This window comes from Thermodesulfovibrio sp. 1176, from assembly GCF_029946585.1.
Taxonomy (GTDB): Bacteria; Nitrospirota; Thermodesulfovibrionia; order Thermodesulfovibrionales; family Thermodesulfovibrionaceae; genus Thermodesulfovibrio.
Window position 1 is genome coordinate 1 of record NZ_JARZRZ010000003.1, and the last position, 24,824, is coordinate 24,824.

The 24,824-nt window shown below is 33.5% G+C and carries 27 protein-coding genes; 12 read left to right on the top strand and 15 right to left on the bottom strand.

What is annotated here, in order from left to right; translation table 11 throughout:
- The first annotated feature begins 467 nt into the window (after positions 1-467).
- Genes QI155_RS05950 through QI155_RS05965 form a run of 4 tightly spaced genes read left to right on the top strand, consistent with a single transcriptional unit; the run spans position 468 to position 4,573 of the window.
- Complete coding sequence (locus QI155_RS05950; protein ID WP_281321273.1) at positions 468-1,961, top strand: ATP-dependent RecD-like DNA helicase; 1,494 nt, start codon at positions 468-470, stop codon at positions 1,959-1,961.
- A gap of 49 nt (positions 1,962-2,010) precedes the next feature.
- Entirely contained in the window at positions 2,011-2,724 is a 714-nt protein-coding gene (locus tag QI155_RS05955; RefSeq protein ID WP_281321274.1) for a hypothetical protein, read from the top strand.
- Complete coding sequence (locus tag QI155_RS05960; protein WP_281321275.1) at positions 2,718-3,863, top strand: Eco57I restriction-modification methylase domain-containing protein; 1,146 nt, start codon at positions 2,718-2,720, stop codon at positions 3,861-3,863. Before QI155_RS05955 ends, QI155_RS05960 begins: the two co-directional genes overlap by 7 nt.
- 50 nt (positions 3,864-3,913) lie before the next feature.
- A complete protein-coding gene (locus QI155_RS05965) occupies positions 3,914-4,573 on the top strand; it encodes a R.Pab1 family restriction endonuclease (RefSeq protein ID WP_281321276.1) in 660 nt (219 codons plus the stop codon).
- Here the strand turns inward: QI155_RS05965 and QI155_RS05970 are convergent.
- Positions 4,570-5,055 carry an ImmA/IrrE family metallo-endopeptidase gene (locus tag QI155_RS05970; protein ID WP_281321277.1) on the bottom strand — a complete coding sequence of 162 codons (486 nt, stop codon included), beginning with the start codon at positions 5,053-5,055 and terminating at the stop codon, positions 4,570-4,572. The genes QI155_RS05965 and QI155_RS05970 overlap by 4 nt on opposite strands.
- Positions 5,003-5,725 (bottom strand): helix-turn-helix transcriptional regulator, encoded by a 723-nt coding sequence (locus tag QI155_RS05975; protein ID WP_281321278.1) that lies wholly within the window; start codon positions 5,723-5,725, stop codon positions 5,003-5,005. Before QI155_RS05975 ends, QI155_RS05970 begins: the two co-directional genes overlap by 53 nt.
- 120 nt (positions 5,726-5,845) lie before the next feature.
- On the opposite strand from QI155_RS05975, the gene QI155_RS05980 reads away from it, so the two are divergent.
- From QI155_RS05980 to QI155_RS06010, 7 genes are all read left to right on the top strand, one after another.
- A complete protein-coding gene (locus QI155_RS05980; RefSeq protein WP_281321279.1) occupies positions 5,846-6,430 on the top strand; it encodes a hypothetical protein in 585 nt (194 codons plus the stop codon).
- A 2-nt stretch (positions 6,431-6,432) separates the two neighbouring features.
- The gene (locus QI155_RS05985; RefSeq protein WP_281321280.1) at positions 6,433-6,951 is read left to right on the top strand and encodes a hypothetical protein; all 519 of its coding nucleotides are present in this window, start codon (positions 6,433-6,435) and stop codon (positions 6,949-6,951) included.
- Positions 6,952-6,970: 19 nt separating this feature from the next.
- Positions 6,971-8,146: a ParB N-terminal domain-containing protein gene (locus QI155_RS05990; protein WP_281321281.1), complete on the top strand. Its 1,176-nt coding sequence runs from the start codon at positions 6,971-6,973 to the stop codon at positions 8,144-8,146.
- An 80-nt stretch (positions 8,147-8,226) separates the two neighbouring features.
- Complete coding sequence (locus QI155_RS05995) at positions 8,227-9,636, top strand: type IV secretory system conjugative DNA transfer family protein (RefSeq protein ID WP_281321282.1); 1,410 nt, start codon at positions 8,227-8,229, stop codon at positions 9,634-9,636.
- 275 nt (positions 9,637-9,911) lie between these two features.
- Positions 9,912-10,646 carry a hypothetical protein gene (locus QI155_RS06000; RefSeq protein ID WP_281321283.1) on the top strand — a complete coding sequence of 245 codons (735 nt, stop codon included), beginning with the start codon at positions 9,912-9,914 and terminating at the stop codon, positions 10,644-10,646.
- Complete coding sequence (locus tag QI155_RS06005; protein WP_281321284.1) at positions 10,643-11,977, top strand: hypothetical protein; 1,335 nt, start codon at positions 10,643-10,645, stop codon at positions 11,975-11,977. Before QI155_RS06000 ends, QI155_RS06005 begins: the two co-directional genes overlap by 4 nt.
- Before the next feature lie 4 nt (positions 11,978-11,981).
- Positions 11,982-12,455 (top strand): hypothetical protein, encoded by a 474-nt coding sequence (locus QI155_RS06010; RefSeq protein ID WP_281321285.1) that lies wholly within the window; start codon positions 11,982-11,984, stop codon positions 12,453-12,455.
- Between the two features lie 47 nt (positions 12,456-12,502).
- Here QI155_RS06010 and QI155_RS06015 read toward each other — a convergent pair whose 3' ends face one another.
- The 13 genes from QI155_RS06015 to QI155_RS06075 form a co-directional block, all read right to left on the bottom strand.
- On the bottom strand, positions 12,503-12,682 hold the full coding sequence (locus QI155_RS06015) for a hypothetical protein (protein ID WP_281321286.1): 180 nt from the start codon (positions 12,680-12,682) through the stop codon (positions 12,503-12,505).
- Between the two features lie 155 nt (positions 12,683-12,837).
- On the bottom strand, positions 12,838-15,027 hold the full coding sequence (locus QI155_RS06020) for an adenosylcobalamin-dependent ribonucleoside-diphosphate reductase (RefSeq protein ID WP_281321287.1): 2,190 nt from the start codon (positions 15,025-15,027) through the stop codon (positions 12,838-12,840).
- A 19-nt stretch (positions 15,028-15,046) separates the two neighbouring features.
- A complete protein-coding gene (dut, locus tag QI155_RS06025) occupies positions 15,047-15,496 on the bottom strand; it encodes a dUTP diphosphatase (RefSeq protein WP_281321288.1) in 450 nt (149 codons plus the stop codon).
- Complete coding sequence (locus tag QI155_RS06030; RefSeq protein WP_281321289.1) at positions 15,471-15,629, bottom strand: hypothetical protein; 159 nt, start codon at positions 15,627-15,629, stop codon at positions 15,471-15,473. Before QI155_RS06030 ends, dut begins: the two co-directional genes overlap by 26 nt.
- A gap of 98 nt (positions 15,630-15,727) precedes the next feature.
- Positions 15,728-16,030, bottom strand: a complete 303-nt coding sequence (locus QI155_RS06035; protein ID WP_281321290.1) for a hypothetical protein — start codon at positions 16,028-16,030, stop codon at positions 15,728-15,730.
- Between the two features lie 56 nt (positions 16,031-16,086).
- On the bottom strand, positions 16,087-17,229 hold the full coding sequence (locus tag QI155_RS06040) for a hypothetical protein (RefSeq protein WP_281321291.1): 1,143 nt from the start codon (positions 17,227-17,229) through the stop codon (positions 16,087-16,089).
- A 12-nt stretch (positions 17,230-17,241) separates the two neighbouring features.
- The gene (locus QI155_RS06045) at positions 17,242-18,321 is read right to left on the bottom strand and encodes a hypothetical protein (protein ID WP_281321292.1); all 1,080 of its coding nucleotides are present in this window, start codon (positions 18,319-18,321) and stop codon (positions 17,242-17,244) included.
- A complete protein-coding gene (locus QI155_RS06050) occupies positions 18,306-19,277 on the bottom strand; it encodes a CHC2 zinc finger domain-containing protein (RefSeq protein WP_281321293.1) in 972 nt (323 codons plus the stop codon). The genes QI155_RS06045 and QI155_RS06050 overlap by 16 nt, the downstream gene beginning before the upstream one ends.
- Before the next feature lie 349 nt (positions 19,278-19,626).
- Positions 19,627-19,806, bottom strand: a complete 180-nt coding sequence (locus QI155_RS06055; RefSeq protein WP_281321294.1) for a hypothetical protein — start codon at positions 19,804-19,806, stop codon at positions 19,627-19,629.
- Positions 19,799-20,467: a DNA polymerase III subunit beta gene (locus QI155_RS06060; RefSeq protein ID WP_281321295.1), complete on the bottom strand. Its 669-nt coding sequence runs from the start codon at positions 20,465-20,467 to the stop codon at positions 19,799-19,801. Before QI155_RS06060 ends, QI155_RS06055 begins: the two co-directional genes overlap by 8 nt.
- Before the next feature lie 55 nt (positions 20,468-20,522).
- Positions 20,523-22,700, bottom strand: coding sequence for a DEAD/DEAH box helicase (locus QI155_RS06065; RefSeq protein ID WP_281321296.1), 2,178 nt, complete (start codon positions 22,698-22,700; stop codon positions 20,523-20,525).
- Positions 22,701-22,736: 36 nt separating this feature from the next.
- Positions 22,737-23,276, bottom strand: a complete 540-nt coding sequence (locus QI155_RS06070; protein ID WP_281321297.1) for a hypothetical protein — start codon at positions 23,274-23,276, stop codon at positions 22,737-22,739.
- Positions 23,266-24,249 (bottom strand): DUF6094 domain-containing protein, encoded by a 984-nt coding sequence (locus QI155_RS06075; RefSeq protein WP_281321298.1) that lies wholly within the window; start codon positions 24,247-24,249, stop codon positions 23,266-23,268. The genes QI155_RS06070 and QI155_RS06075 overlap by 11 nt, the downstream gene beginning before the upstream one ends.
- Before the next feature lie 191 nt (positions 24,250-24,440).
- On the opposite strand from QI155_RS06075, the gene QI155_RS06080 reads away from it, so the two are divergent.
- On the top strand, positions 24,441-24,797 hold the full coding sequence (locus QI155_RS06080) for a hypothetical protein (protein ID WP_281321299.1): 357 nt from the start codon (positions 24,441-24,443) through the stop codon (positions 24,795-24,797).
- Positions 24,798-24,824 lie beyond the last annotated feature (27 nt).

A 24,824-nucleotide genomic window follows, 5' to 3' on the forward strand; every position in this document is an offset into this window, starting at 1 on the left:
TGGGATTTTAATTTGTTACATGAATTAAAATCCCGTTTTTGCAATTTATCTGTTACACAAATCAGATAAAAAAGTGGGATTTTAATTTGTTACATGAATTAAAATCCCGTTTTTGCAATTTATCTGTTACACAAATCAGATAAAAAAGTGGGATTTTAATTTGTTACATGAATTAAAATCCCGTTTTTGCAATTTATCTGTAATATTTTGCCTTTCGGGAATATATATTTATGCAAAAAATATCAGGAATTATAATTCATCAGATAACAACTCGGGGAGGGACATGGTTTCAACTCAGGAGCAGAACTTGGGTTTATGTTCCTGAAGTAATTTCTTCTTTTCTGGTGGGTTCAAAGGGAGAGTTTGAGGGAGAAAGCAAGCGGCAAAAGGGTTGTAAGCCTTTTATTTATGTCAGGAATTATTCCATCCCTAAACCTTTTGCTGTTGAAGAAGTAATAAATAAAGTAATGAGATTACTTGAAAAAATAAATTTCAGGTCTATGAATCTTGTAAAGGTTCAGGTCGTTTTGAACCTTCTTGTTTATTTATTTGTCATCGGGAAACTGGCATTAATAAAGAAGCTTGCGAAATGGAAGGATAAAAAAATACTGGATTACTGTTATTCTCCGTATAATTTTTACCTGAACAAGCATCTTGATTTTCAGTCAACTGACATGATTGCTCAAGTTTTAATGGTAGAAGAAAGGTATAAAGTTTATCCTTATGCACATTTTATTCTCAGTGAGGCATATAAGAATGGTAAAGAGTTTTTAACGTTTGAAGAATTGCATAAAAAAATTTTAAAAGGATTTAGAAATGAAATTTCTGCTGAAGAGTTAAGAAAAGAAATTGAGAATAATCCCAGAAAAATGATTATTTTTTCAGAAGATAGAGTTTATCTTAGTTCAGTTTATTATATGAGACAGAAATGTCTTGAAATTCTCTCAAAAAGAAACATTCCCTCTTTAACTGCATTTGATGGATTACCACAGCAATTGAAGTCTATCTTACAGTGGAAGTATAGTGTTCTTACCGGGCAGGCTGGAACTGGCAAGACCACACTGATCAGGCAACTCAAGCACACCTCTTTAAACATAAAATTTACAGCCACAATAGGAAAAACAGCCAAGAATCTTGATGAATCAGCTACAACAATACATGATCTTCTTGGCTATCCGAAATTCCAGGTCAGGGAAATTAATGCAGATATTGTTGTAATAGATGAATCAAGCATGCTCACATGGCAATTGCTTTATCATGCATTAACAAAGATAAAGGGGAATATAATATTTGTTGGAGATCCTGAACAGACTTCGCCGGTACAGGGAGCTGGTATTTTAAAGGAAATGATAGCAATAATGCCAGAAGGTTCGGTAAAAAAACTGGAGACAGTTTACAGAACTGTAAATACGAAGAGAGAGATAATCAGGGCAGTTGATAGGGATAGGGCAATACTTAAGGTTTTGAATCTGGCATCATATTTTGAGAAAAAGGGTTATGACTGGCAGATACTAACTCCGTTGAAAAGGATAGCTTATGACATAAACAGCAGAATTCAGTATTTACTCAGGGGCAATAATTCGCAAGAACCTTTTAAGGCTGGTGACAGGGTTATGTTTTTAAAGAATTTAAAGATAGATGGCATACTTGTGGCAAGCAATGGTCAGACAGGAACGGTTGTTGCCAGAGAAAATCGGTATTACGTTGTGCGATTTGGTGATAAATTGATTAATTGCCTTGAAGAAGAAATTGCTCTTGCTTACGCCATGACCATACACAAAGGAACGGGTTCTGAATATGATTATGTCATATGCTACATACCTTATGGAATGGGCGGAAATGAGGAATTTTTTACTGATGATTTAATAGAAGTTGCGGATACAAGGGCAAAGGTTAAGACAATTTTCGTATGTGAAGACAGCCAGACAGTATCAAGAATAAAAAACTATGTCATGACATAGTTTTTTATTTAGGAGAGAAAGGATTAACACTGATAAAAAGGAGGCAAATGTGCAGGCTGTAAAGGAAATCGAAATAACATATCAGGATATATTTAACAGGGCTATGTTATTGCTTAATCGTTCAGAAAAAGCCAGAAAAGAACAGATAGTTGCAAACTTTCAACTTGGTCAACTTGTAGCGGAAATTCAGGACAGTGCCAGATATGGAGACAGTGCAGTGGTAAAACTTGCAGAAGATTTAACCCGGGCAAAAGGTTATCAGGTTCATGCTTCATTTTTATGGGAGTGTGCAAGGGTATACAGAACATTCAGGGGCAATCTTCAGAGAATATGGGAACTTGAGAGAGAATTGCAGCTAAGAGGGATACATATCAGCTGGAGATTTCTTGTAAGGAATTGCACACCTGTGCCAGAGCCAGAGAAAGTGCTTGAAGCAGAGGCATACTGGGAGAGACAGATAACGGAGTGGGAAAATTCTATTCATGAGGTAGAGGAAAATATAGAAAAGAGAGATGAACTAATTGAGAAGATGCCTCCCAGGGCAAGGGAACAATTTGAAGGTTTTGTAGTTAAACTGGCTCAGGATAAAACATTAAAAGTAACATCAGATAATTTTAAAAAATTTAATGAAGTCTTACAGAGAATAGAGAAATTATTGGACGGTTTATTATCAGAAAATAAAATTGACTTTGATGAAAAGGCAATAGATTTATTGAAGAAAATAAAAGAAAAAATTGAAATATTGATAGGTTATAAATGCTAATTTATAAGAAAGATAAAAAGCATGTTTTAATATTTTATAATAAAAAAATGTCTCCATATTATGCACAACATCTTTCCATGCATGAAAAAATAATTCTCGGAGGGTTCTATACTCCACCTGACATAATCAGAAAAGTTGAGGAAATGGTGAAGCCATTTTTAAATTTTGATAATTTAATAATAGCCGACCTTGCTGGAGGATGTGGAGCATTCATATTGCCTTTTCAGCATTATAATTATAGAATTGCGGATTGTGATGAAAAAGCAGTTGAATATTTGAAAAGCTATTTTAATCATCAAAATGTCATTTTAACGAATTCATTGACTGATGTAAGCAGAAAAAAATTTAATATCCCGGAAAATAGTTTTCTTATTATAGTTGGCAATCCGCCCTATAATGATACCACATCAGAATACAAAAAGGGCCAAAAAGGCAATGTGATAAGTGATCCTGATATTTATGATAGAGATTTGGGGATATCTTTTTTAAAGGTTTTTAATAAGCTAAAAGCAGATGTGATCTGTATATTACACCCTTTATCATACTTAATAAAAGAAGCTAATTTTAAAAGATTGAAGAGTTTTGCTTGTAATTATAAACTTATAGAATCTTTTATATTCCCGAGCACAAAATTTAAGGATACCTCAGAAGTCTCTGCCTTTCCAGTAACCATATCTCTTTATTTGAGGGATAAAAATGGAATGAGTTATGATAACATCAAAAATTTTAGATTTAAAATTCTGGACGATGAAAAAAAGACTTTCATTGTTAGTCGATATACCACTACTGATGGTTATATTAATAAATATCCACCAAGAAAAAATGATATTATGAAGGAGTCACCATTAAATATCTATTATTATTCTTTCAGAGATTTAAACTCAATTCTGAGAAATGCATCTTTTATAGATAAAAAGTATGCGAATTCAGTTGTAGTAACACTGGAAAATTTATATAAATATGCGTATTTATATGTAATAAAAAAACTTTTAAAATTTAAAAATAAATGGTTATTTGGTAATATGTCACCTCTTGTTGATATTGATTATGTTGAATCAAATAAAGAGTTGATGGTATATTACGTAATTAAAACGCATCCCTTTTACCAAAATCTGAAGGAAAAATTAGATATAAATTAAAATCTGAACCACACATATATAGTTTTGGTTATCAAATCAGAAAATGTGAAGTGGAGTTTCTGGTCGAGAAATCAAGAACAAATAAAGAAAACAAAGACTGCAAAAATTGTAAAAATATTTGCTATATAGAGTGGCAGATTACTTATAATGCCGATAAAAGTTCCATCAAAAAAGAGAAAGCAAAAAGAGAATGGTTAATTGAAGATTGTAAATATTTAGACATCAAGAGAAAGGAAAGGATACCTTATGAATTAAGCTATATTCTTTATCATGCTTTAAGAATAGAAATTTTAACAGCTGATAGGTTAAGGGAATTATATGGTTTCATAGAAAAAATTGAAAAATTTCTGGATGAAATAAAAATTGAAACAGAATTAGAAGAGAGTTTGTTTAAACTGGGAAATTCTGATAATGATTTAACATTTGTAAAATTAAAAATGAAATATCCTTTTTTCATTGTATTTAATAGAGATAACACATTTATTGAAATTCATACAGAAAAACAACAATATGCTTATGGCGTTCAACCCATGATATATTTCTGTATACCTATTGATTTATTGAAAAACGGTAAAGAATATGTTATTTCCATAGAAAACAAAGAAGTGTTAGAAAATTTAATTCTGTCATTTGCTTATGCTTCTAAAAATCATAAATATGATATTCTTGAAATTGTAAATTGTATAAATGGAATCTTATCTGAAAACTAAAATCGTAATTGGTTAAGTCTATATTTTATGACTTCTTTTGATACCTGAAAGAGCTTTGAAAGACCATTATCAGAGAGGTTCCAGCTTAAAGTCTGTTTTAATTTATCTGTTGGCACCAGAATTTCGGATGCGAAAATATTGGCTTCTTTTTCAAATTTGTTGATTTTTAACTCTGAATTCAAAAGGCCTATTTCGTACATAATTTTTTGTTTCTTTAAGTGGTTCAGAACTATATGTCCAATTTCATGTGCAATTGTAAATCGTTTATGGTTGAATGGCTTTAATATATTGACAGATATTATATACGGAAACTCACAATCATTAACTTCTATTACAAGTCCAGAAATTTTTGGTGATAATTTTTCAAATATAATGACAGCTCCGATAGCATCAGCAGCTTTGTTGAGATTCACGGGGAAGTTATAAAGATTATTCTTTTTCAGGAAACCTCTTGCCAGAGCTCTTATGTTTTCTTCTGTCACGGGTTTTCCTCTTATAAGCTTCTATTATATTTATAATACCATCAATAAGAGCGTCAAGATCGTTATTTGACAGTTCTTCGAGGCTTCTAAGAAGTGCAGAAATTTTGTTATGTTTGATAAGTTTTTTTACACTGTCTGGAATAAAATTGGCAATTATAAGATAATCATAAACAGGTTGATTTAATACTGTAGCAAGAGAAATGACATCTTTTCTTGAGAGGATTTTTTTATACTGAATAACATCGTTTAAGATTTCTCTATTGATTCCTGATTTATCAGCAATTTCATCAATGTCTTTGTCTTTTAAATCTTTTTTAAGCCTTTCAATAAATTCAACGGGCATGCTTTCAGGGGGTATTGTTTTTTCAATTTTTTCAATTTCAATGCTGTCTTTAGCCTCTTCGGGAATTCTTGCAAGAGCTTTAGCAGAAAGCAGTTGTTTTAAAATTTGAGCTTCTTCAACTTCATTGTCAGCCAGAGCATGTGCAAGTCTTCGGATTATATCATCTGAAGGAAGTTGTTTTCTGTCTGGACTTTCAATAACATACATATACATGTCAGTAATGCCTGCTTTTTGAGCAAGCTCTCTTTTCTTAATCCCCTTTTTAATTCTCAGTTCTCTTAATAAATTTTTAAATTCTTCATACATATTAGTAAAAAGTATAAACAAAAATTTCCTTAAAAGTAAATATAAAAATTTTTATAAAATTTAAAAAAGACATATTGACATAAACAAATTTATTTGTTTATAATTATAAAAACATAGAAAACAAAAAAAGGAGGGAATAAAATGGAAAAAATAGTTGATACTTGTTTGCTTTGTAATTATCTTGATGATTATGCAGAAGAAGCAATGAAATGGTATCAGGATAGAGACATGAGAAATATAATTCAGAAAATAATAAATCAGGTAAAGCAGTATAACAGAGTTTGTGAAGAAAGTGATTACTGGTCAGAAGCATTTCTGGCATTACAGATTGGGGTAATAAAATATAATAAGTTTAGAAAATATGCAGTAGGTTTCTCCGAAAATTTCCTCGAGGAAGATGACGAGGAAGTTTTTAAGTATCTTTCTGATAATCCCAATATGAAATTTCAAACTTTTGCATTCTGGTATTTACAAAAAAGACTTTACAAACTTGCAGACATGGGGGATGTAGAATTTATTGTCTCTGAAAATGGAAGAGACATTGTAATTCCTGCAGAAGAATACTATAAAAACAGACACAAATATAATGGTAATGCGAGGTCAGTGCAAAAAGTATGTTCCTTTTCTGAACTTGATGTAGAAAACGATAAGGGAAACAGAGAATTTGAACCTGTAAGTTATGAAGATTATATAAAAATAAAAAGAAATAAATGGGAGGCAGATTAATTATGAGCTTAATTACAATTGATGAATTTATAAAAAGTGGGAAGTTTCCTTTGGTAAAAAACAGACATGATGTCTATATGTTGATTAGAATGGGTGGCTTGAAGACAGTAAAGATAGGAAAGAGAAGGTATATAGTTGATGGAAATGATAGTGAGATGAAAAATGATATATCCAAAGAAAAAAGAAAACGAAAAATTAATATAGTAGTTCCCGATATGATTTATAAATTAATTGCGGTTGTTGCAGACAGAGAAAAGAAAGATGTTTCTGAATTTATTGAAGACACTATGGAGAAGATAAAAACAATACTGTCTTATATTGAGAATAGTTCAGGAACAAAAACGATAGAAATTTCTTGTGATAGCAGTGAAAAAGCAAAAAAATTATTTAAAAAAATAAATTTTTCAAGAGATAAAAGATTAAATTCTCGGGAGAGGATAAGAATAAATAAGCATTTAAATGTTTTGGTGCTGTTGATAACTTTATATGCATCTATGAAATTTGAATACAACAAAAACTAAAACCAAAAAGGAGGTAAGAATGGAAAACTTTGTAATTATGCAGTTACCCTTGAATGAGATAATCTGTGAGGAGCAGGTATTTGAAGAAGAAATAAATCTTGATGAACTACAGGGCAGCATTCAGCAGTATGGCATGGTTTATGATCTTGTTGTTGAGAAAAAGGATGGTAACTACATTCTCAGAGACGGATTTAATAGATATGCTGCATTAAAGAGGCTTGGATACCAGACTGCAAGATGTAAGGTTTATGAATTTGATAAAGTTAGAAGTATCAGTTTGCTTTTTGATTTAAATCTTCTAAGAAGACACTTACAACCTGATAAAATCAGGCTCTATCAGATAAAGAAAAAGAATAAAATAAGAGAGATACTGGAGAATACAAAACAAAAAATATCAGAAAATATTGATATTGGTAGCAATCTTGACCTTACAGAGGCAGAACTTGCCGTGATAAGTAAACTTTCTAAGGAAGATGAGGAAACCTTCTGGAAAGCTATGGAAAAGATTTATAAATCAAAAATTGATGAAAAAAATAGAGAGTATGAGGAAGCTCTAAGAGAGAAAGATGCTGTAATAAAGGAGTTAAAAAACCAGTCTGTTGATCTGGAAAAGCTTCAGAAAATGGTTCAGGAAAAACTCGCTGAAAAGGAAAAAGAGCTTGAACTAAAAATAAAACAGCAGTATGCAGCTGAAAATGAGCAGGATAAGTATGAATATGAGACAGAAATTTCAAAATTAAAAGAGATTATAGATGAATATAAAACAAATATTTCAGAGCTTAATAAAAACCTGAGAGAAACTACCAAGAAAATTGATGACCTAAAAAAAGAAAAGGAACGGGTTGAAGAAGAAAAGAAAAAGCTTGAAGAAAAAGAAAAACTGGTTGATGATATATTGAAAAAACAGAAAGATGAAGTCAGTTATTATCAGATGCAGGCAAAGGCACTGGAGTCCAAACTGAAGAGACAGGAGGAATTTCTTAAGTCTTTCAGCAGACCCGAGACAATTTTACACCAGCTGAAATCAGCAAAAGGATTAATAAATTCCTCCCTTGAGGTTCTTACGAGAGTCTGGGGAACAATAGACGAAAAATCTCAGAAAGAAATAATGGCAGAGGTTAATGAAATAAGAGACCTTCTTCAGATATACGAGGACACTATGGCAAATGGGGTTGAGAGTGTTGAGGTAGAATAAATAAAAATATTGTTAATTCTTGTTTTTCAATGCCCGCCTCTCTGGCGGGCTTTTTTGTTTTTGAGGAGTAATAAATATATATGCTTGAGAAAATTTTAGAACTTAACAAACAGGGTAAGGTTAGAAAAACTGATTCCTTATTTGTTGGGGAAGGCGTTTCTCTGCTACGAGAAGATTTTAAAATAAGAAAACTAACAATTCCGCACAAGAAAAGAAACCAGCATTTTGGCTGTATTGGCACAACAAGAATAGGAAAGTCAAAGCTGATAGCATACATGGCAGCTCAGGATATTCTATCTGGAAATTCTGTTGGTGTATTTGACCCAAAAGGAGACGATGAAATGCTCAGTTATATCATTTCTGCAGCTGTTCAGGCAGGAAGACTGGAAGAACTGATTTTTATATCTCCTGTTCATCCTGAACTTTCTTTGAAAATTAATCCATTAACTTACTATTATATTACAGATGAGCTTATATATCATGTTATAGCAGGCATTCAGACAAAAGAAAAATTCTTTTTTGATGTTGCAAGAGAAATCACGACAGTTATAGTGAGTTATTATGTATTACAGGCACTTGCGAAAGGACAACAGAAAGCACTTATTAATTTCTTTGATATAAAACAAAAAACTGATTATGATGCGATCCAGCAGATTGTTGAAAATGTAAAATTTTACAAAAACAATCCTAATCCTGAAATAAGAGAACTTGCAGAAGAAGTATCTCTCCATGCAGAGGAAGCATTACGTTCAGGTTCTCAGTATTTCAGTGAAGTAGCAGGTTCATTAAGAACGGTGCTGACTTCTCTTACTTCATCTGTAGCTAACAAAATTATAGGAAAAGCAAAAGCCAATGAAATAATTAAAAGGCTTGAAAATGACCAGCCAGTGATTTTCTATATCTGCACAGGGGATCAGGTAACAAGATTTACAGCACACTCCATTGCAAGAATTTTTGTATCTTCTATTCAATCAGCGGTAGGTAGAATACTTCTTAGTGGAAGAAAACTTAATCCTCCGCTTTGTCTTTATTTTGATGAAGGAGACACGATTCTTTACTGGGGAATTGAATCGCTTTTTAATAAAGGTGGTGGTGCAAATTTATGGATACATTTTTTTACCCAGAGTATAGCTCAGATGATAGATGCTATTGGACAGCAGAAAACTCAATCCATAATTGATAACATTTCAACATGGGTATATATGAGGGTAAATGATAATGATACTGCCCAATATATAGAAGACAGTTCCCCCAAAAAGACCATATGGAAGATAATTCCCTCCATAGCCGATGCAAAAGCTACATTTTCGATGAGAGAGGAAGAAGAGAGGGTGATACTTTCAGAAAGAGTGAAGAGGCTCAAGCCGAGGTATTATTATCTCAGGTATGAGGGGGAATACTACAAGGGCATTGTTCCTTTTGTGGGTAATCCTCTTATAAAAATCAAACTTCCTGATGTGAGGGCAGCAAAGATTGAACAGGATATATAAGGCAATAAAATATATATTTGTAATTTCCTTTTTTGTTTTTGCGATTCTGTTTATAAAATTAATCAACGACCCTCATCAGTTCTGGGCTTACATAGAAAATAATAAATTAATACCGAGAGCCATTTCATGGACCTGTTTGTTTCTTGGTCTTTATGGTATAGCAAGGAGAAGGTTTTCGCCATCTATGACCTTTTTTTTCTTCTTTATAGCATTTTTCTTCGCCTATCTTGGCAGATTTTTCTTTAAAGGAATGTATTAACTAAAGGAGAAATTAAATGAGCAAGGGCGGTAGAGATGGTTCAGTAATTAGCTCTCAGCCAGCAGATATAAGAGCCAAAAGCTTTCTTCATGCTTTAAGCGAAATAGAGCAGTTTTCGGCAGTTGAATACCGAACAGACCTGCCTGAAGGGGTTGTTCCGATGCAGCCAAAGTTTTCCTTCTGGGACGTAGCTGGTAAAACATCAATGATTACAACTTTTTATACTTTCATTATGTCGCCCTTTAGCTTTGCAGTAACCGATAAACTTCTACCTGTATTTGGAAATGTCAATCCTGCTTTTACAGATAAATTATTTTCCTATCTTCTTGCAGCTGCTCCAACTCTTGCAATGACACTTCTTATCATGTTTGTTCTGACATCGAGAGTTTATATCGGTAAGACCACGAGGGCAATAGTGCAGAGTTTTCTTCTTACTTTTGTAGGGGTTAAGCTGATCCTGTCTTTTTTGCTTGCAATGCTGATCCTAATGCTATATAACAAATTTTTAACTGACGCTAATATTATCAGTTTTTATGTAAAAATTATTAATGATAATTTTTTGCCGGATGTGCTTAAAAGGTCAGGTTTTCAATTTTTAAAGTGGTTCTTAGAATTTAAAGAAATAATACCGGTTGCAGTTAAATTTTCAGTATTTTTACATGCAGGAACGGCTTTTATTCTTTTTCTTTCCTATCGGTATGCAAAAAGTAAGAGTGAAAAAATAAAGAAATTCAGACAGGAGTGGGAATGAAGGTATTTATTTTGCTTACAATTGTTGGTTTTATGGTTATAGTAATTTATTTTTTAAGAGAAATTCTTTCATCTGGAAGAGAAAAGAATGATAATACAAAAACCTTATATGAAGTTAATTTAAAAGAATTTGCTCCTATATGGTTGAAATACAATAAAGAATTTGAAAAAGAATTACAGGGAGGAGATTTAACTTTAGAGGTTTTTATAAAATCGTCTAAATCTGAGGAAAATAAAAACCAGCATCAGATAAGTAAGCAACAGGAAGTGAATAATGATGTAAATAATGCTGATAGTGTAACCGAAATATCAGATAATAAATCTTTATCTGATATAGATACAATAACTGCTTTTTACAGTGAGGTAATCAGCCCTTATGAAAAGCAGTTTAAAGAGCAGAATGCTTATGAGATATTAATTGAAATTTTAAAAATGCTTGATAAACATGGTTCAGTTCCTTCTGTTGTAATAGATGTAAAAGATAATGAGTCAGTTGATTTAATTTCAGTAAGAGATAATCTTGCTCAAATATCTTTAAAGGAACATGTGTTTGCTGTAACAAGAGCGATGGTTGAACAGGTAAAGCAGAATTATTCCGAGCCTGAGAATTTTATACCTCAAGCGATAATAATAGCTCTTGCGCATGATATGGGTAAGATTCCAGAGTTAAGATTATCTGGAGCTTACAACTCTTATGACCATGCAATAGTAAGCAGTAACTGGCTTGCAGAGCAGTTTACAGGAAAAGATATATTCTGGGCAAAACAGGCAATAACTGCTGTAAGAGACCATCATTTAAAAAGTAAAGAACCTTTAACATTAATGCTAAGGGAAGCAGACAAGCAGGCAAGGCAGATGGAGCTTGTAAGATTCACGCAGAATTATAACATAGAAAGTTTTAACTCATGGTTTAATGTTGAAGAATTTTTAAAAGCATTTAAAGATAAGATTAATGTAACAGCAAAAGGAAAAGTTGATGTATTTCTTTTTAAAGGGATTGTATATGCAAAACCTGAAAGTCTTTATGATGCAGCTAAACAATCAATGTTTGATAAAAAAGTGCTTGATATGCTTTTTCTGTATGAAACTGAGAAAGAAAATGCAATAAGAAAAATAGTTGAAAAATTAAGAGAGAAAAATTTAATTTCTGACATAATATCTGAGCCATATATTTCAAGAAAGTTTGAAATAAAGATGAAAATGCAGATAAAGAAACAGCAACAGGTATTTGTAGCAATAAAAGCAGACCCGTATTTTGAAGAACTTGAAAGTATTGAAAAGCGTAAGTCAGGGTCTCAACTTGAACTGATTGAGGCAGTGATTCCTGTGTAAAAACATGAGTAAAACAAGAACTATAACAAAGAAATCAGTCGAGTTTAACACTTTGAAATTTAGCATTAAAAATGGTTTTTTACTTTATTTACCTTATGAAAAAAATTACATTGCAAAAAAGAACAGATTCAAGTTTTTAAAAGACAGGAAAGCATGGCAGAGTCAGGATTATAGAAGTGCATATAAAGTTATAAGTTCAAATCAGGATATCAAAATTTCAGTTCAGCTCAGGAAATTTTTTGATTTTTATGGAGAAGATATGTGGAAAAATATAAAAAAAATAAGGTATGCCCTGATAAAAATTAGAGAAAAATGTGATTATGCACAGCTTGAGGACAACAGAGGATTCAGTCAGGCAAACAAAAAAATAGGGCGAGAGCTGATACTAAAGCCAAAGTGGGATAATTTTGATATATTGAGAGCTGGCTGGATAGTTTATATGCACCGAAGACAGGTTAATGATATTTTAAGAAAATAAACAATTTGCGTTTTTCCACCACCCCCCGCCTTCACCTGCTTTTTCGGCTATGGCGGGAGTTTTCTGTGAATTTCAAGTAAAGAAAAAATTGAAAGAAACGAAAAACCAAAGTTGGTATGGTTGACTGCAAAGCAGTCATTGTTATCGGGTTTATAATTTTCAGCCATAGGCTGAACCATTGCGACTGAAGTTGTTGAAATTGTTTTAATTGTTGAGATTGTTCTCATTTTTTTCCTCCTGATGGGAGAATTTTTTCCTGCCTATGACAGGAATTGATTTCCCCGTCAAAGACGGTGGAAGTATGTAAGCAAAAAGGGAGCCAGCATGGTGCTGGCTCCTGATATATTCCACTAATGGTTGATAAGAATTTTTTGCATTAACATTATCCACATTTGCTATACCCGCAAAGCAGGCATTTTATACACCCCTCTTCATAAATTGCTCCCTTTTTACCACAAGCAGGGCATTTTCCGAGATTATTTTCATATTCGTCAATTGGAATTTCAGGGTCAAGTAGTCCAATTTCAATAAAAAAGTCCTTCATAACCTCTCCGAATTCTGCTTGTAAACTTGGGACATATTTTTTTCTCTTAGGACTGAAAAATCCAGAGGGGGAGTAGATTTGTTTAAATTCTTCAATTAGGAATGTAGGGTCATCTACTTGCCTGAACACTGCTGAGACCATTCGACCGATTAGTTTAGTCCACTCCTCCATGGATGTGTCTTTAGTGTTAATAAATAATTCGATTGGTTTATTTTTGCCTTCTTTAGTTTTTTCGTATGAAAAAGTAAGATAATATGCGTGTTGAGTCCCGGGGATTTTAACCTTATATGTTGTGGATCCTAATTTATATGGTCTTTCATATATTTTAATTTCCTTTTTATCTTTTTCTTCTTTTTTCTTTTCGGTTGATAAAATTTCTGTCTCAAGACTGCCAACTCTGTAAGTTGTACACCCTTTTAGACCTGATTCGTATGCCAACATATAAATATCCATCATTTGTTCTACAGTTATCTCTTTAGGAAGATTGATTGTTTTAGATATAGAAGCATCAACATACTTTTGAACTTGAGCCATCACTTTTATATGCCACTCTGGGGATGTTTCGTGAGCAGTTACAAAAAATTCGGGTTTATTTCCATTTGTGGCAACTTCAATATTTTTATACATTTCCCATGCATAGTCATTAACTTCAAATTCTTCGTTGTAGTTTCTTCTTATATATGAAAGTGAAAATACAGGTTCAACTCCGCTTGAGACATTATTTGCAAGCTGAGAGATAGAGCCTGTTGGAGCAACTGTAAGTAGACAACCATTACGAATTCCGTACTTTTTAATTTCCTTCTTTATTTCTTCAGGTAGATTGTATGCAAAGCTTTCTGGGTTACCGTATAGGTACTTTTCTTTGTCAAATAAAGGAAAGCTCCCTTTTTCTCTGGCAAGTTTTACTGATTTCATGTAAGCATTATCTCTGATTACAGTCATTATAACGTCTACAACTTTAAGTGCTTCTTCTGAGTTATACTTGACCCCCAGCATAGCAAGTGCAGAACCAAGTCCCATGATACCAAGTCCTATTCTTCTTTTGTTAGTAGCCTCTTGTTTTTGAGATTCAAGAGGATAATAGTTTTTATCAACCGTGTTGTCCAGAAATTCAACAGCAGTTGCAACGGTATCAGCAAGATCATCAATATAAATAGAGGCATCAGGGGTAAAAGGATGTGCTACGAATTGGGTTAAATTAACAGCACCGAGAGTGCAGGCACCATGTGGAGGAAGGGGTTGCTCTCCACAAGGATTTGTTGTTGTTATTCTTTCACAATACCAGAGATTATTTAATCTGTTAACTCTATCTATGAAAATTACCCCGGGCTCTGCCTTTGCCCAGTTGTTTTCAACTATCAAGTGCCATATGTCTCTTGCTTTGACTGTTTTATAAATTTTTCCATTAAACTTCAATTGCCATTCTTTATCTTCCTTAACTGCTTTCATAAAGTCATCGGTAATTGCCACAGAGATATTAAACATTTCAAGAACAGGGTTTTGAACTGAGTTTTCTCTTTTAGCTGAGATGAAATTTTCTATATCAGGGTGGTTTATATTCATTGAAGCTAACATTGCACCTTTTCTATGCCCGACTCCTGCAATAGTTCTACTCATGGCATTCCACATCTTCAAGAAAGATACAGGGCCTGAAGACTTAGAGTCTGTTCCCCTTACATAGTCTCCTGCAGGTCTCAGATTGGAAAAGTTTAATCCAATCCCACCGCCTGCTTTCATAGTAAGAGCACATTCATGGAGTGATTTCATAATTCCATCCATGCTGTCTTCAGGGTCAGACATGACATAACAATTAGAAAGAGTTGCCTTTTCGTTTCCTCTTCCTGCATAAGCAAGTATGCGACCACCAGGAATAAACTTAAGGGAACTCATTATATCAAAAAACTTTCTCTCCTGTTCTTTATTATCTGCTATGGCTTTTGCAACACGTGCAAAAGTTTCTTCAATGGAGGATTCTTTTTCTGTTTTATATTTTTTCTCCCAGATTAATTGAGAAATTTGAGATAGCATAATAAAACCTCCTTGTTAATTAAATTCCTGTTGAGCCAAATCCATTCTCTCCTCTTTCAGAGGAAGACAGTTCTTTCTTTTTCAGAAAAATTGCCCGATAAACTGGAGCAATAACCATCTGTGCTATTTTCATACCCCTTTCAACTACAAAATCCTCCTGCCCCAGATTAATAAGAATCACTTCCACCTCGCCACGGTAGTCAGCATCTATAGTCCCGGGAGTATTTAATACCGTAACTCCATATTTGAGTGCCAGTCCACTGCGCGGTCTTATCTGGGCTTCATATTCAGGAGGAAGTTGAATGTTTATTCCCGTTGGAATTAATACTCTCTGAAATGGTTTGAGCTTCACAGGTTCATTAACACATGCAAGAAGATCCATACCTGAGGCAAATCTTGTTGCATATTCAGGCAGTGGTAAATCCTCTGCGTGTGGTAATTTCTTAATCAGAACAGTTACAGTTTTCATCTAAAACCCTCCTTCTGATGTTTTTAAATTTTCTGCATTTTTCTTTACTTTCTTTTTTTCTTCTGTCTCCGACGACTCTATGAGCCTTGCGGAGAAATATGACTGTTTCAATGGGAATTCTTGGTTTAACCATAGCAGCCTCCTTTTATGGGAATAAAAAAAGGGAGAGTTAAAAACTCTCCCTGAAAATGTTCGGATTTCTACTATGAAATATATATCTCTTATTTAATATTACCTTTTATTTTGAATAGCAAGATAGCTGAATATCCCTTCATTGGATACTTTATAAGGTCCGCAACAATGTTTTTTTAGACTTAATTCTATTAGTTCACATGAACCGTTTTCCCTAATGAATTCACACATAAAAGGTTGTAAGCAATTTTCATTTATTTCTGAATTGAATTTAATAACTTTATTCTTATTTGCTAAAGTATCGACTATTATATCTGGCAAATCTAATACAGTTCCTGCTTTTATAAATTTTTCTTCTTTTTTAAATTTCAGCTTTACAGATTTAATAAATTTTACCAGCATATTGCCTCCATAATAAAAAGCCACCCCATAGAGGGGTGGCAGTTGTATTCTAGAGATTAAAATGGCTCCTGCGTGGTAACTTCTTCTGGTACTTCTATCTCTTCAGCACTTGTGATTTCTGCTATGAAATTTTCAAGCTCAGTATAATCGCCCTTTCCGAATGAAGTTATTATCTGGCTTGCCTTTAGAGAGCTTTCAATTGTTGAAATAAAAGTCTCTACTAAATCTAAGTTAAAACCCTTTCTTTTTGTCATATTTCTGATCGCATTCAGTTGAGCTTCCGTTGGTGGCTTAGAGCTTGCAACAGGTTTTTGCTGTTCTTTTGGTTTAGATTCATTTAAGGGCTTTCCATGCTGAACGTTCTTTTTGGACTCCTGCTGATTAACTGGTGCTTGCACAGATTGTGGAGCTGACTGTTGCTGGGAAACTGGTTGTTGAACTTCTGCATCACCGCCCCCATTTGTATCCTCTACAACTATAACAGCTTCTGGATCATGTTTTGGGTTTATATCCTCTGGTGCAGGAAGTGCTATAGATTCAGTTGCTATAATAATCCTTTTATTATCTTCTCTTAACTGATTGATAAGATTTACATCTCCTTCAAATACAATTTGAAGAGGATAATGCAGTCTCTTTTGCCCTTCGTATGGGATTTCTCTTGGAACTCTTCGTAACTTTAAGGGAACCATTGCGAATCTGCCAATAAGATACTCTATATATTCAAGTCCACTATTAATATCCACTACTGAGTTATAACTCCCTACATCAATTTGATACACTCCTCCCATATTAACTTTTGGGAGAATAACAAGGAGATGGCATCTTAAAGCACAACCATTTCCCAATAGCTTACAAGGGCATTCTCTTTCAATCATTTCGCCAGAATTTTCATCAAGCCTGTAAGCAATTTGTCCATTTCCTATGCATTTTAATCCCTTTTGATCTCCGTACCACTTAAAAGCTTGTGGAAAGACAATATCTAAGCTGTTAACAGGGAACATAACGTCAAGTTCTATTGGTTGAGAACCGTATACTTTTGCAACTTCTTCTGGAACAACAAAATATGAAGTCTCTTTTGGATATTCATTGCCTGTCTTTGGGTTGATTACCTTAACTCCTAATCTTATCTTACCCAAACGAGGTAGTCTTCTCTTTTCAGAAATTCCCTGTACTCTTGTTATTTTTGGTGTAATTATCATAGTTTTTCCTCCTTATTTTGATTTTTTGTTATTATTTTTATTATTTTTTTTGATACTTAAGACTTCTATCAATTTTTCTTCAAAAATTTCAGGTATAAGTTCTGGTGGAATTTTCTCTTTGTTGATTTGTTTTCTGAATTGAAGATTTCTGGAAACAGTGAAATCTCCTGCTTTGCCAATTTTAGCTTTAGAATTGATTAAGTAACTTTTTAACTCCGTTTTTATCTCTTCAAGACGAGATTCAGCTATCTTTTTTTGTTCATTAAAAATTTCGTATTCAACGAGTATTTCCTGAAATTCCTCTGGAAGTTCAACTATATCAAGAGAATTGAATTCCTCTTCGTAGTTTTCATAGCAGATTTCGTTATATCCACAATAACTGCATTGCCAGTCATCAAGAGTATATTGTCTTGGTGGCAAAGTATCAGTAATTTTATAGTGTTCAATCAGGTTTAGACGATCTATTGCACCTGTATATAGCCCTTCAAATTGAGTTCCTTCTCTTCTAAATCCATTTGAACCACATACTTCATTAACTATGAGCAGGTCTGATTTTGAATCGTAGGATAGATTGAATTCCAGGTACTGAGCAGTGTTTTTATTTTTTATTAACAATATTCCGTCTTTGATTTCAGGATTCAGTTTTTGAAGTCCTACTATGTAAAGACAGCACTGAACGAGATAATCCATAGGGTATTCCTTTTCAAGATATCTCAAAAAAGTGAAATGATTAATTGCTTTATGTTCTAATAGATAATCCTTCCCTGTCAGGTCAGTTACTATTCCATCGATATGCCCTTTCAACACGAAAGATTTTCCCTGCCATTGCACTACTCCGCATTCAATCGTTAATTGTTCAGAATGAACTTTAAATGCAGATTTTCTCAGCCAATCCAGAGTAAGTTCCTCATGCCAGCTTGAATCATCAAGCACAAGATGGAATCTGTCTTCCTTCTTTTTTGCGGGTATGCCCTTTGCCATGTAAACAAGCTGTCTCAGACATCTTTCAGGACCAGCAAGAGATGGACGTGGGTAGAAAGAGGACTCTCTTGCTTCAAATCCTGCTATTTTTTCAATTAACTCTGCAAGCATTGCTTAACCTCCTGCTGATTTTTAATTTTCAAAAGTTGATATAAATCTTTAACTCCTGCTTTGTGGCAGTCTTTTAAAATATGAACATCAATTTCGTGGGGTATAAGGTCTATTGCTTTTTTAGTAGTTATTTCTCCTGGCTCATCTGTATCAAGTGAAAGATAAACTTTTGAAATCTGATATTTATGCAGTAACTCAGGAAGATATTTAACGTTTCCTACTCCATTTAAAGCTATAAGTGTTAAGTGATTACCATAGATTATTTCCCCTGCAAGACAGTCAAAAATTGACTCAGTTACCAGAGCTTCGGTGGTTCTGTAAAAAATCAACGGGTATTTATTGCCTATTGTTCTTTTTATCTTTTTGCCGTACTCATCTTTTGCATGTTCTATGTTTCCATTTACAGTTAGGATTGCCCTGCATTCAAGACTAATAATTTCTTTAGAATTAGGACATGGAAAGACAATAAATTGCATATTATCCTTTGTAGACTTATATTCTGTAATTCCAATTTCTGAATAAAATGGCAGACCGAATGTCTTGAAATATCTTCTTATCAGAAGCTGATTTTCTGTTTTTCTGATGGAATTATAAAACTGCTGAGCAAACTGGGATTTATTGAGATTGTTTTTGTTCCAAATTTTTTCAATTTTCTTTTCTTTAACTTCTTCTATAATTCCTATAAAGTTTTTTAATCTCTTTACAGCATCACTAAAAGAACAGTTTTCAAGTATTTGAACAAGTTTGAATATATCTCCACCTTCTCCAATGCCAAAGTCATACCATACATTTTCTTCGGGTATTTTTACTGAAAATGAGGGATTGTTTTCTGCTCTTAGGGGAGACAAACAGAACCAGGAAGCGCCAACTCGCCGAAATTCACAGCCATAGACTGTTTCTAAGTAGTCTTTAATTGAGATATTTTTAATTTGACTTTTAATTTCCTCAAAAGTCATAAAACCTCCTTTCATAGATATTAGATTTTGTTATGAAAAGGTGTTCGGTGAAGCCTACTGAGGTAAGGTTATAGATATATTACTTCTGGACAATAAAAAAGCCCCTGTCAGAGACAGGGGCTAAGAGTTTACAAACGGATAGGCATTAGAATATATTTGAAGTTATTGTCTTCAAAATATATTGCCTTTGTAGATTCTTTTATATAGATTTCCACATCTTCTGATTCAACCCTTTCCAATCCTTCTATAAGATACTTGGCATTTATTCCAATAGTTATATCATCAGTGTAATTTTCTGATTCTATTTCTTCATAAGCACTGCCTAATTCCTGATTAATGCTCTTTACGCTTAGTGAGTTGTTATTATTCTGGTAATTTCATTTATAATAGAAGTTCTTTTAACTGCTTTTAAAAGAGCTTCTTTTTTTATTTTTATGTAAGAGTTATAATTGGGAATTACAGACTCATAATCTGGAAAATTTCCATTTGTTATTCCAACGAGCATATATCCATTTTCAGTTTCAAACATAATTTTTTTTATCTGAAAAATAAATCTGAATAGTCTCCATTTCAGAATCTGATATAAATTTCTTGATGTCTTTTAAATATTTGCTGAATATCAAAAACTTTTTCTCTGTCTCATAGATATATTTTTGCTTATTCAGAATTGCAAGTCTGTATCCATCAGTGCCAACAAATCTCATTCCCCCTATAGTTATATGAATCAACAAACATTCAATGTTATAACTAATACTCTGCTGTTCTGACTGAATTGTAAACGAAACTTTATTAATCCCATCAATAATGTCCTGTTTGTTAACAGAAAGTATAAATGAATAATCAGTGATTTTCAGAACATCAGGATATTCAGCATAATCAATGGTGTTCAGTTTGAATTTTGATTTTTCTGAGCTGATAAACAGATTACCATTGACAGAAATTTCTATTTCTTCACCAAGATTTTTAACAATTTCAAGGAATTTTTTTCCATGAACACATACTTTGAATTTATCAGAACCACTTGCAGGTATTTTAATTTTTACAGCTGATTCAAGATTGGTTCCTGAAATATATAAGCTATCTCCAGTGCATTCAAGTAGAATGCAACTTAAAACATCATTTGCTATATTTCCTGTCAAAGGAACAATTTTTGAAAGACATCCGATTAAGTCTTGTTTGTTGACTATCATAAAAAAACCTCCTTACTGAATTTTCTTAAAAGGGAGAGCAAGGCTCTCCCTTTGTTTAAATCAAGCAAAATTGTAAAGTGCCGTATTTTTTTCTTAATGAGTCTATATCTGATTGTTTAACAGTTAGTCTTGATACTGATTTTTTCTTACCTTGTTGAACACACACTGAAACTGTGAGATTTTCACTTGCTAATATCTTTTCTTTAATAATATTTTCCTTTTTACCTGAATTTGTCACAGAAAGTATACTTTCTTCAGAGTTCATTCCCAGATTAGCCTCTATTTCTCTTTTTCTCATTTGAGTCCATGCAGTTTCAGCTCCGGTGTAACTTCTTCCCTCCACAAGAGCCCTTGCAAGTTCTTCCACTATAGAGCCTGAGTCAGAAAGTTCAGCTGCAAGCCCTTCAGGAAGGTCACCCTCAAGAAGAAGTGCCTGCTCCACTTTCCTGGCAGTAAGATACAGGGCTACTTCCTGCATTGTTTCTTTGTAGCAGTAGTAAAAAACTCGCACGGGCTGGGTCTGTCCGATGCGCCAAGACCTTCTTGCAGCCTGTCTCAACGTGAAAATATTGTATCCAACCTCAAAAAATACAATAGTTGGATAATCATAGAGGTCTAATCCCAGCTTTACAAGTTCAGGATTGCTTATCAGGATATCAAAGTCTTTGTGTTTGTTTATCCATTCCTCTCTTTTTTTCGGTTCAACAGTCTCAGGAAGAATTCCCACTCTGAATCCCTGTTTTTCAAGAATGGATTTTATTCTCTGTCTTATATCTCTTGTGCCTGTATAGATTATGTAAACAAGCACTTTCCTTTTTTCTGTTTTTTCCTTTTTGCAGAGTTCAAATAATTCTCTTTCTTTTGGTAACAAGTTCACAGGAAGTTGAGGAGCGTTAATGATATCAACTATATGTTTATTACCATAACTGTCTTTTTCTTTAATTTTTACCTCCTCGGGAAAAACTACACAGCTGTCTGGATAGCAGAGCAGGGATTGTAACATGGGAGCAACAGCTTTCATTCTGTAACGGCTTACAGCCTCTCTTAACTGATCTTCAAGTTTCTTGTAGGCTGCTTTTTGCATGCCATCCATTTCAAGTGAGACCACATATTCATCATAAGGAGGAAGTCCGTCAATTACATCTGCAAGTCTTATGAAACAGGAACGATGTAGCAGATATTTGCCTACAACTTCAGGAGAAATACCGGGTCGCTTTTTGATGATTACACTTCTTTTATTTCCTCTACCATACTTATAGGATTCCTCATTATCAAGCTTTCTTATTTCTTCAATCACCCCGTATTGTTTCTGGAAAGTTTCTGCACCATTGTAGCCATAATTTTTAAGTTCATGGGGAGCAATTCTGTAAAGGAGATAGAAAATATCAGAGGCATAGCCTCCTGAGAAAGTCCCTGTTAGACCCAGAAAATATTTTGCACATCCTACCAGCATCCCCATTGCATTGCCCTGAAGCGTATCGCCTGCCTTGTAGTCGTGAATTTCATCAAGAATGAGGAAGTCAAACTTGTGCTTGAGATATTTTTTGATATATTCGGCAACTGAGTATCTTCTTGGCTTAGGCACAGCCTGCCAGAGGGATTCACCACAGTTGGGGCAGAGGCATTTTTTAGTGCTGAGCATATTTTCAATGTAAATTTTGCCTTTTTCCTTGTCTATGAGTTCTTCATGGCATCCTGGGCAACAAGGAAGATTTTTATTTTTCTTTGTGATAAAAACAGGTCTCCATGAAAAACTCAATTTGGCTCTCTCTTTGCTGATAACCCAGACTTCATGCTTTTCGGGTTTTTTTGCTTCTTTGAGATTTTGCAATATACTGATTGCCTCTTTAACTGCAAGATCCACAACAGTAACATCAGGAATTACAAGTTTTGCCTCTCTTATCCATTTTTCAACAAGATGTGCAGGACAGACCACAAGGGTTCTGAGAGGGGTTGGTGAGTAGGCAACAACTGAAAGTGAAATTGTAGTTTTCCCGGTACCCATTTCCCCACAAATGAAAAGTTTTTTTCGGTTTTCTTGATACATTGCTTTTGCAAGTCCTTTTATGAGTTCTTTCTGAACTGGAAATGGTTTTCTTAGTAGGTTGATAATTTCTTTTTCATATATTTTTTCTCCCTGTTTCCAAACAGGAGTGAGATATTTTTCTATAGTCTCCCCCAGTATTTTGCCGTTTTTTTCTATGAAATCTTTTAAAGAGACTATATTACTCATTTAATCCTCCAGATATTGAAATTTTTGAAGATTTAATTACTGATTGATTGCTTTTTGCAGACAGGAATTTTTGAGAGTTTTTATGTTCTTTACGATAAAGTCACAAATTGAGTCATCACTCACATAAATGTCGTAAGCCTGAATTCCAATACAGTTAAGAGGAGCCAACAGTTTTTCTGTTATTGCAAGCCTGTGGAATTCAGAAATCCATTTGTTGAGAATTGGAACCCTTCTTTTTTCAAAAAACCTGCTGTATGCTTCCTCTAATGTTTCCCCTGGAAATATAATCAGATATTCATTGATTTTCTGATTGTATATAACTCCGTGATACTTTCCATATCCAATTTTGATCAGTTTTAACCTGATTTGAGACCAGTATCTGCTTGCCTCTAATTTTTCTTTACTGGTTATGATTTCCACATCATAACCCTGACCAAGATTGGCAAAAATACCTTTGATGTGAGATTCACTGCCGTAACAGCTAAGCAGTATTAGCTTGCCATGTCTATCAGTAATCAGTATATCTCCTTTCAATTGAATTCCACCGTATCTGACAGTGAAAATTTCATTTGACATCATACCATGCCTCCTTTGTAAGATCTAAAACTCTCAAGACTGTCTGATATGTATCTTTTATAATTACTTCCTCTTCGGTTTCAAATTCAATTCTGTTTCTTATAGAGAAGGATTTGATAACCTTATCCCCAACCATAATTCCATTCAGGGCTCCACTTGTGATGTAAGCAAGCAGATGTCCCTTTCTAAGTGGGAAAATAGGGGAGAAGTGTTTTTTAATATCAGGCAGTTGCAGTTCAGTAGCTTTCTTGATATTTTCTAAAGCTGTCCGTTTGTAATTGATTATTTCCTCATCAGTTAATCCCTGTATTTCAAAAACGTGAATCTCATCTGACTCTGGAAGATTGTCATATTTGAAAGGGAATTCTTTTATTCTGTCAATATATTCAAAGGTTTCAGGGATTTCTGATGATTTCAACTCCTTATCATCTTTTTTGATTGCAAAAAGAGCAACTTGCTTGAATTGATTGAACAGTTCTCCTTCAGGAAACCTGTAACACTGGATATCCCTGTAGTGAAGAGACATCCATGTTCTCAGGTCTTTTCTTTGCATAATGTGTTCAGGAACAAGATAAATTAAAAGTCCATCAGTCTTAAGCCATTTGTGAGCATGTTTAAGAAATGTGATTTCCATTCTTTTGCCTTCTTTGTCATTATCGTATGGTGGATTAAGAAAAAGGATTGAAAAGGAATTAAGAGGCCTTATAATTGTATCAAAAATGCTTCCACAGAGAACCCTGCCATAAAATCTTGATTCATTAGCTCTTTCAGTATCAAGTTCGATACCGTAGCATTGAGTTGCAAAACCTTTAAGTTTGAAGTCTCTCAGGATTCTACCATCACCACAACATGGGTCTAATAGATAAATTTTCTTCTCTTTTCCTAACTCTCTGTTGAGAAGTTTTTCGAAATAACTAAGTATCTCAACAGGAGTTGGGTAAAATCCTGCTTTAGCTTGTGCTGCCAATCTCATGGATTCCCTCCAGAGAAATGATTTTCTCCTCTAATGAGGAGAATTAAAGAGAAATTTATTCGGTGGGTCTACTGAATTTTAGTTGATAGAATATTACTTCTTATTGACAAAAGTATATACAATGTATATATAATTAAACAAGATAACAATTGATCTTTGAAAACAAAAGTAAAATAAAAAAGGAGGATAAAATGGATACATACAACTTTTTAAATCAAGATACAAATTTAGAGGAATCCATAAAGTGTCAATCTGAAAAATTGCATAAAAGAATACAGACTGTATTGAATGGCAAAATGAAATTTATTAAAAAAGTTCCTCCGAAATGTAGCGAATGTTATTTTAAGGACGATCCTAAACGTTTTGTTCTGTATCTTAAGTCACAAATTCATCCTTCTTTGATTATAAAGCCTGAATTGATGTTAATAAAAGGATTGGATAAATATGATATTTATGATAAACCATATCTTCATGTAATAATAATCTGTCCCAGTAATAACTGCATTGTAGGGCATTCTCTGGAAGAGGTTAATTATAAATACAAATAAAAAAGAGAGGGGTAACTCCCTCTCTTA

Bases quoted from the DNA above. Each gene is read 5' to 3' on its own strand.
- QI155_RS05950 (WP_281321273.1), top strand. From the start codon at position 468: ATGAGATTACTTGAAAAAATAAATTTCAGGTCTATGAATCTTGTAAAG.
- QI155_RS05960 (WP_281321275.1), top strand. From the start codon at position 2,718: ATGCTAATTTATAAGAAAGATAAAAAGCATGTTTTAATATTTTATAAT.
- QI155_RS05980 (WP_281321279.1), top strand. From the start codon at position 5,846: ATGGAAAAAATAGTTGATACTTGTTTGCTTTGTAATTATCTTGATGAT.
- QI155_RS05985 (WP_281321280.1), top strand. From the start codon at position 6,433: ATGAGCTTAATTACAATTGATGAATTTATAAAAAGTGGGAAGTTTCCT.
- QI155_RS05990 (WP_281321281.1), top strand. From the start codon at position 6,971: ATGGAAAACTTTGTAATTATGCAGTTACCCTTGAATGAGATAATCTGT.
- QI155_RS05995 (WP_281321282.1), top strand. From the start codon at position 8,227: ATGCTTGAGAAAATTTTAGAACTTAACAAACAGGGTAAGGTTAGAAAA.
- QI155_RS06000 (WP_281321283.1), top strand. From the start codon at position 9,912: ATGAGCAAGGGCGGTAGAGATGGTTCAGTAATTAGCTCTCAGCCAGCA.
- QI155_RS06005 (WP_281321284.1), top strand. From the start codon at position 10,643: ATGAAGGTATTTATTTTGCTTACAATTGTTGGTTTTATGGTTATAGTA.
- QI155_RS06010 (WP_281321285.1), top strand. From the start codon at position 11,982: ATGAGTAAAACAAGAACTATAACAAAGAAATCAGTCGAGTTTAACACT.
- QI155_RS06015 (WP_281321286.1), bottom strand. From the start codon at position 12,682: ATGAGAACAATCTCAACAATTAAAACAATTTCAACAACTTCAGTCGCA.
- QI155_RS06020 (WP_281321287.1), bottom strand. From the start codon at position 15,027: ATGCTATCTCAAATTTCTCAATTAATCTGGGAGAAAAAATATAAAACA.
- dut (WP_281321288.1), bottom strand. From the start codon at position 15,496: ATGAAAACTGTAACTGTTCTGATTAAGAAATTACCACACGCAGAGGAT.
- QI155_RS06030 (WP_281321289.1), bottom strand. From the start codon at position 15,629: ATGGTTAAACCAAGAATTCCCATTGAAACAGTCATATTTCTCCGCAAG.
- QI155_RS06035 (WP_281321290.1), bottom strand. From the start codon at position 16,030: ATGCTGGTAAAATTTATTAAATCTGTAAAGCTGAAATTTAAAAAAGAA.
- QI155_RS06040 (WP_281321291.1), bottom strand. From the start codon at position 17,229: ATGATAATTACACCAAAAATAACAAGAGTACAGGGAATTTCTGAAAAG.
- QI155_RS06045 (WP_281321292.1), bottom strand. From the start codon at position 18,321: ATGCTTGCAGAGTTAATTGAAAAAATAGCAGGATTTGAAGCAAGAGAG.
- QI155_RS06050 (WP_281321293.1), bottom strand. From the start codon at position 19,277: ATGACTTTTGAGGAAATTAAAAGTCAAATTAAAAATATCTCAATTAAA.
- QI155_RS06055 (WP_281321294.1), bottom strand. From the start codon at position 19,806: ATGTTTGAAACTGAAAATGGATATATGCTCGTTGGAATAACAAATGGA.
- QI155_RS06060 (WP_281321295.1), bottom strand. From the start codon at position 20,467: ATGATAGTCAACAAACAAGACTTAATCGGATGTCTTTCAAAAATTGTT.
- QI155_RS06065 (WP_281321296.1), bottom strand. From the start codon at position 22,700: ATGAGTAATATAGTCTCTTTAAAAGATTTCATAGAAAAAAACGGCAAA.
- QI155_RS06070 (WP_281321297.1), bottom strand. From the start codon at position 23,276: ATGTCAAATGAAATTTTCACTGTCAGATACGGTGGAATTCAATTGAAA.
- QI155_RS06075 (WP_281321298.1), bottom strand. From the start codon at position 24,249: ATGAGATTGGCAGCACAAGCTAAAGCAGGATTTTACCCAACTCCTGTT.
- QI155_RS06080 (WP_281321299.1), top strand. From the start codon at position 24,441: ATGGATACATACAACTTTTTAAATCAAGATACAAATTTAGAGGAATCC.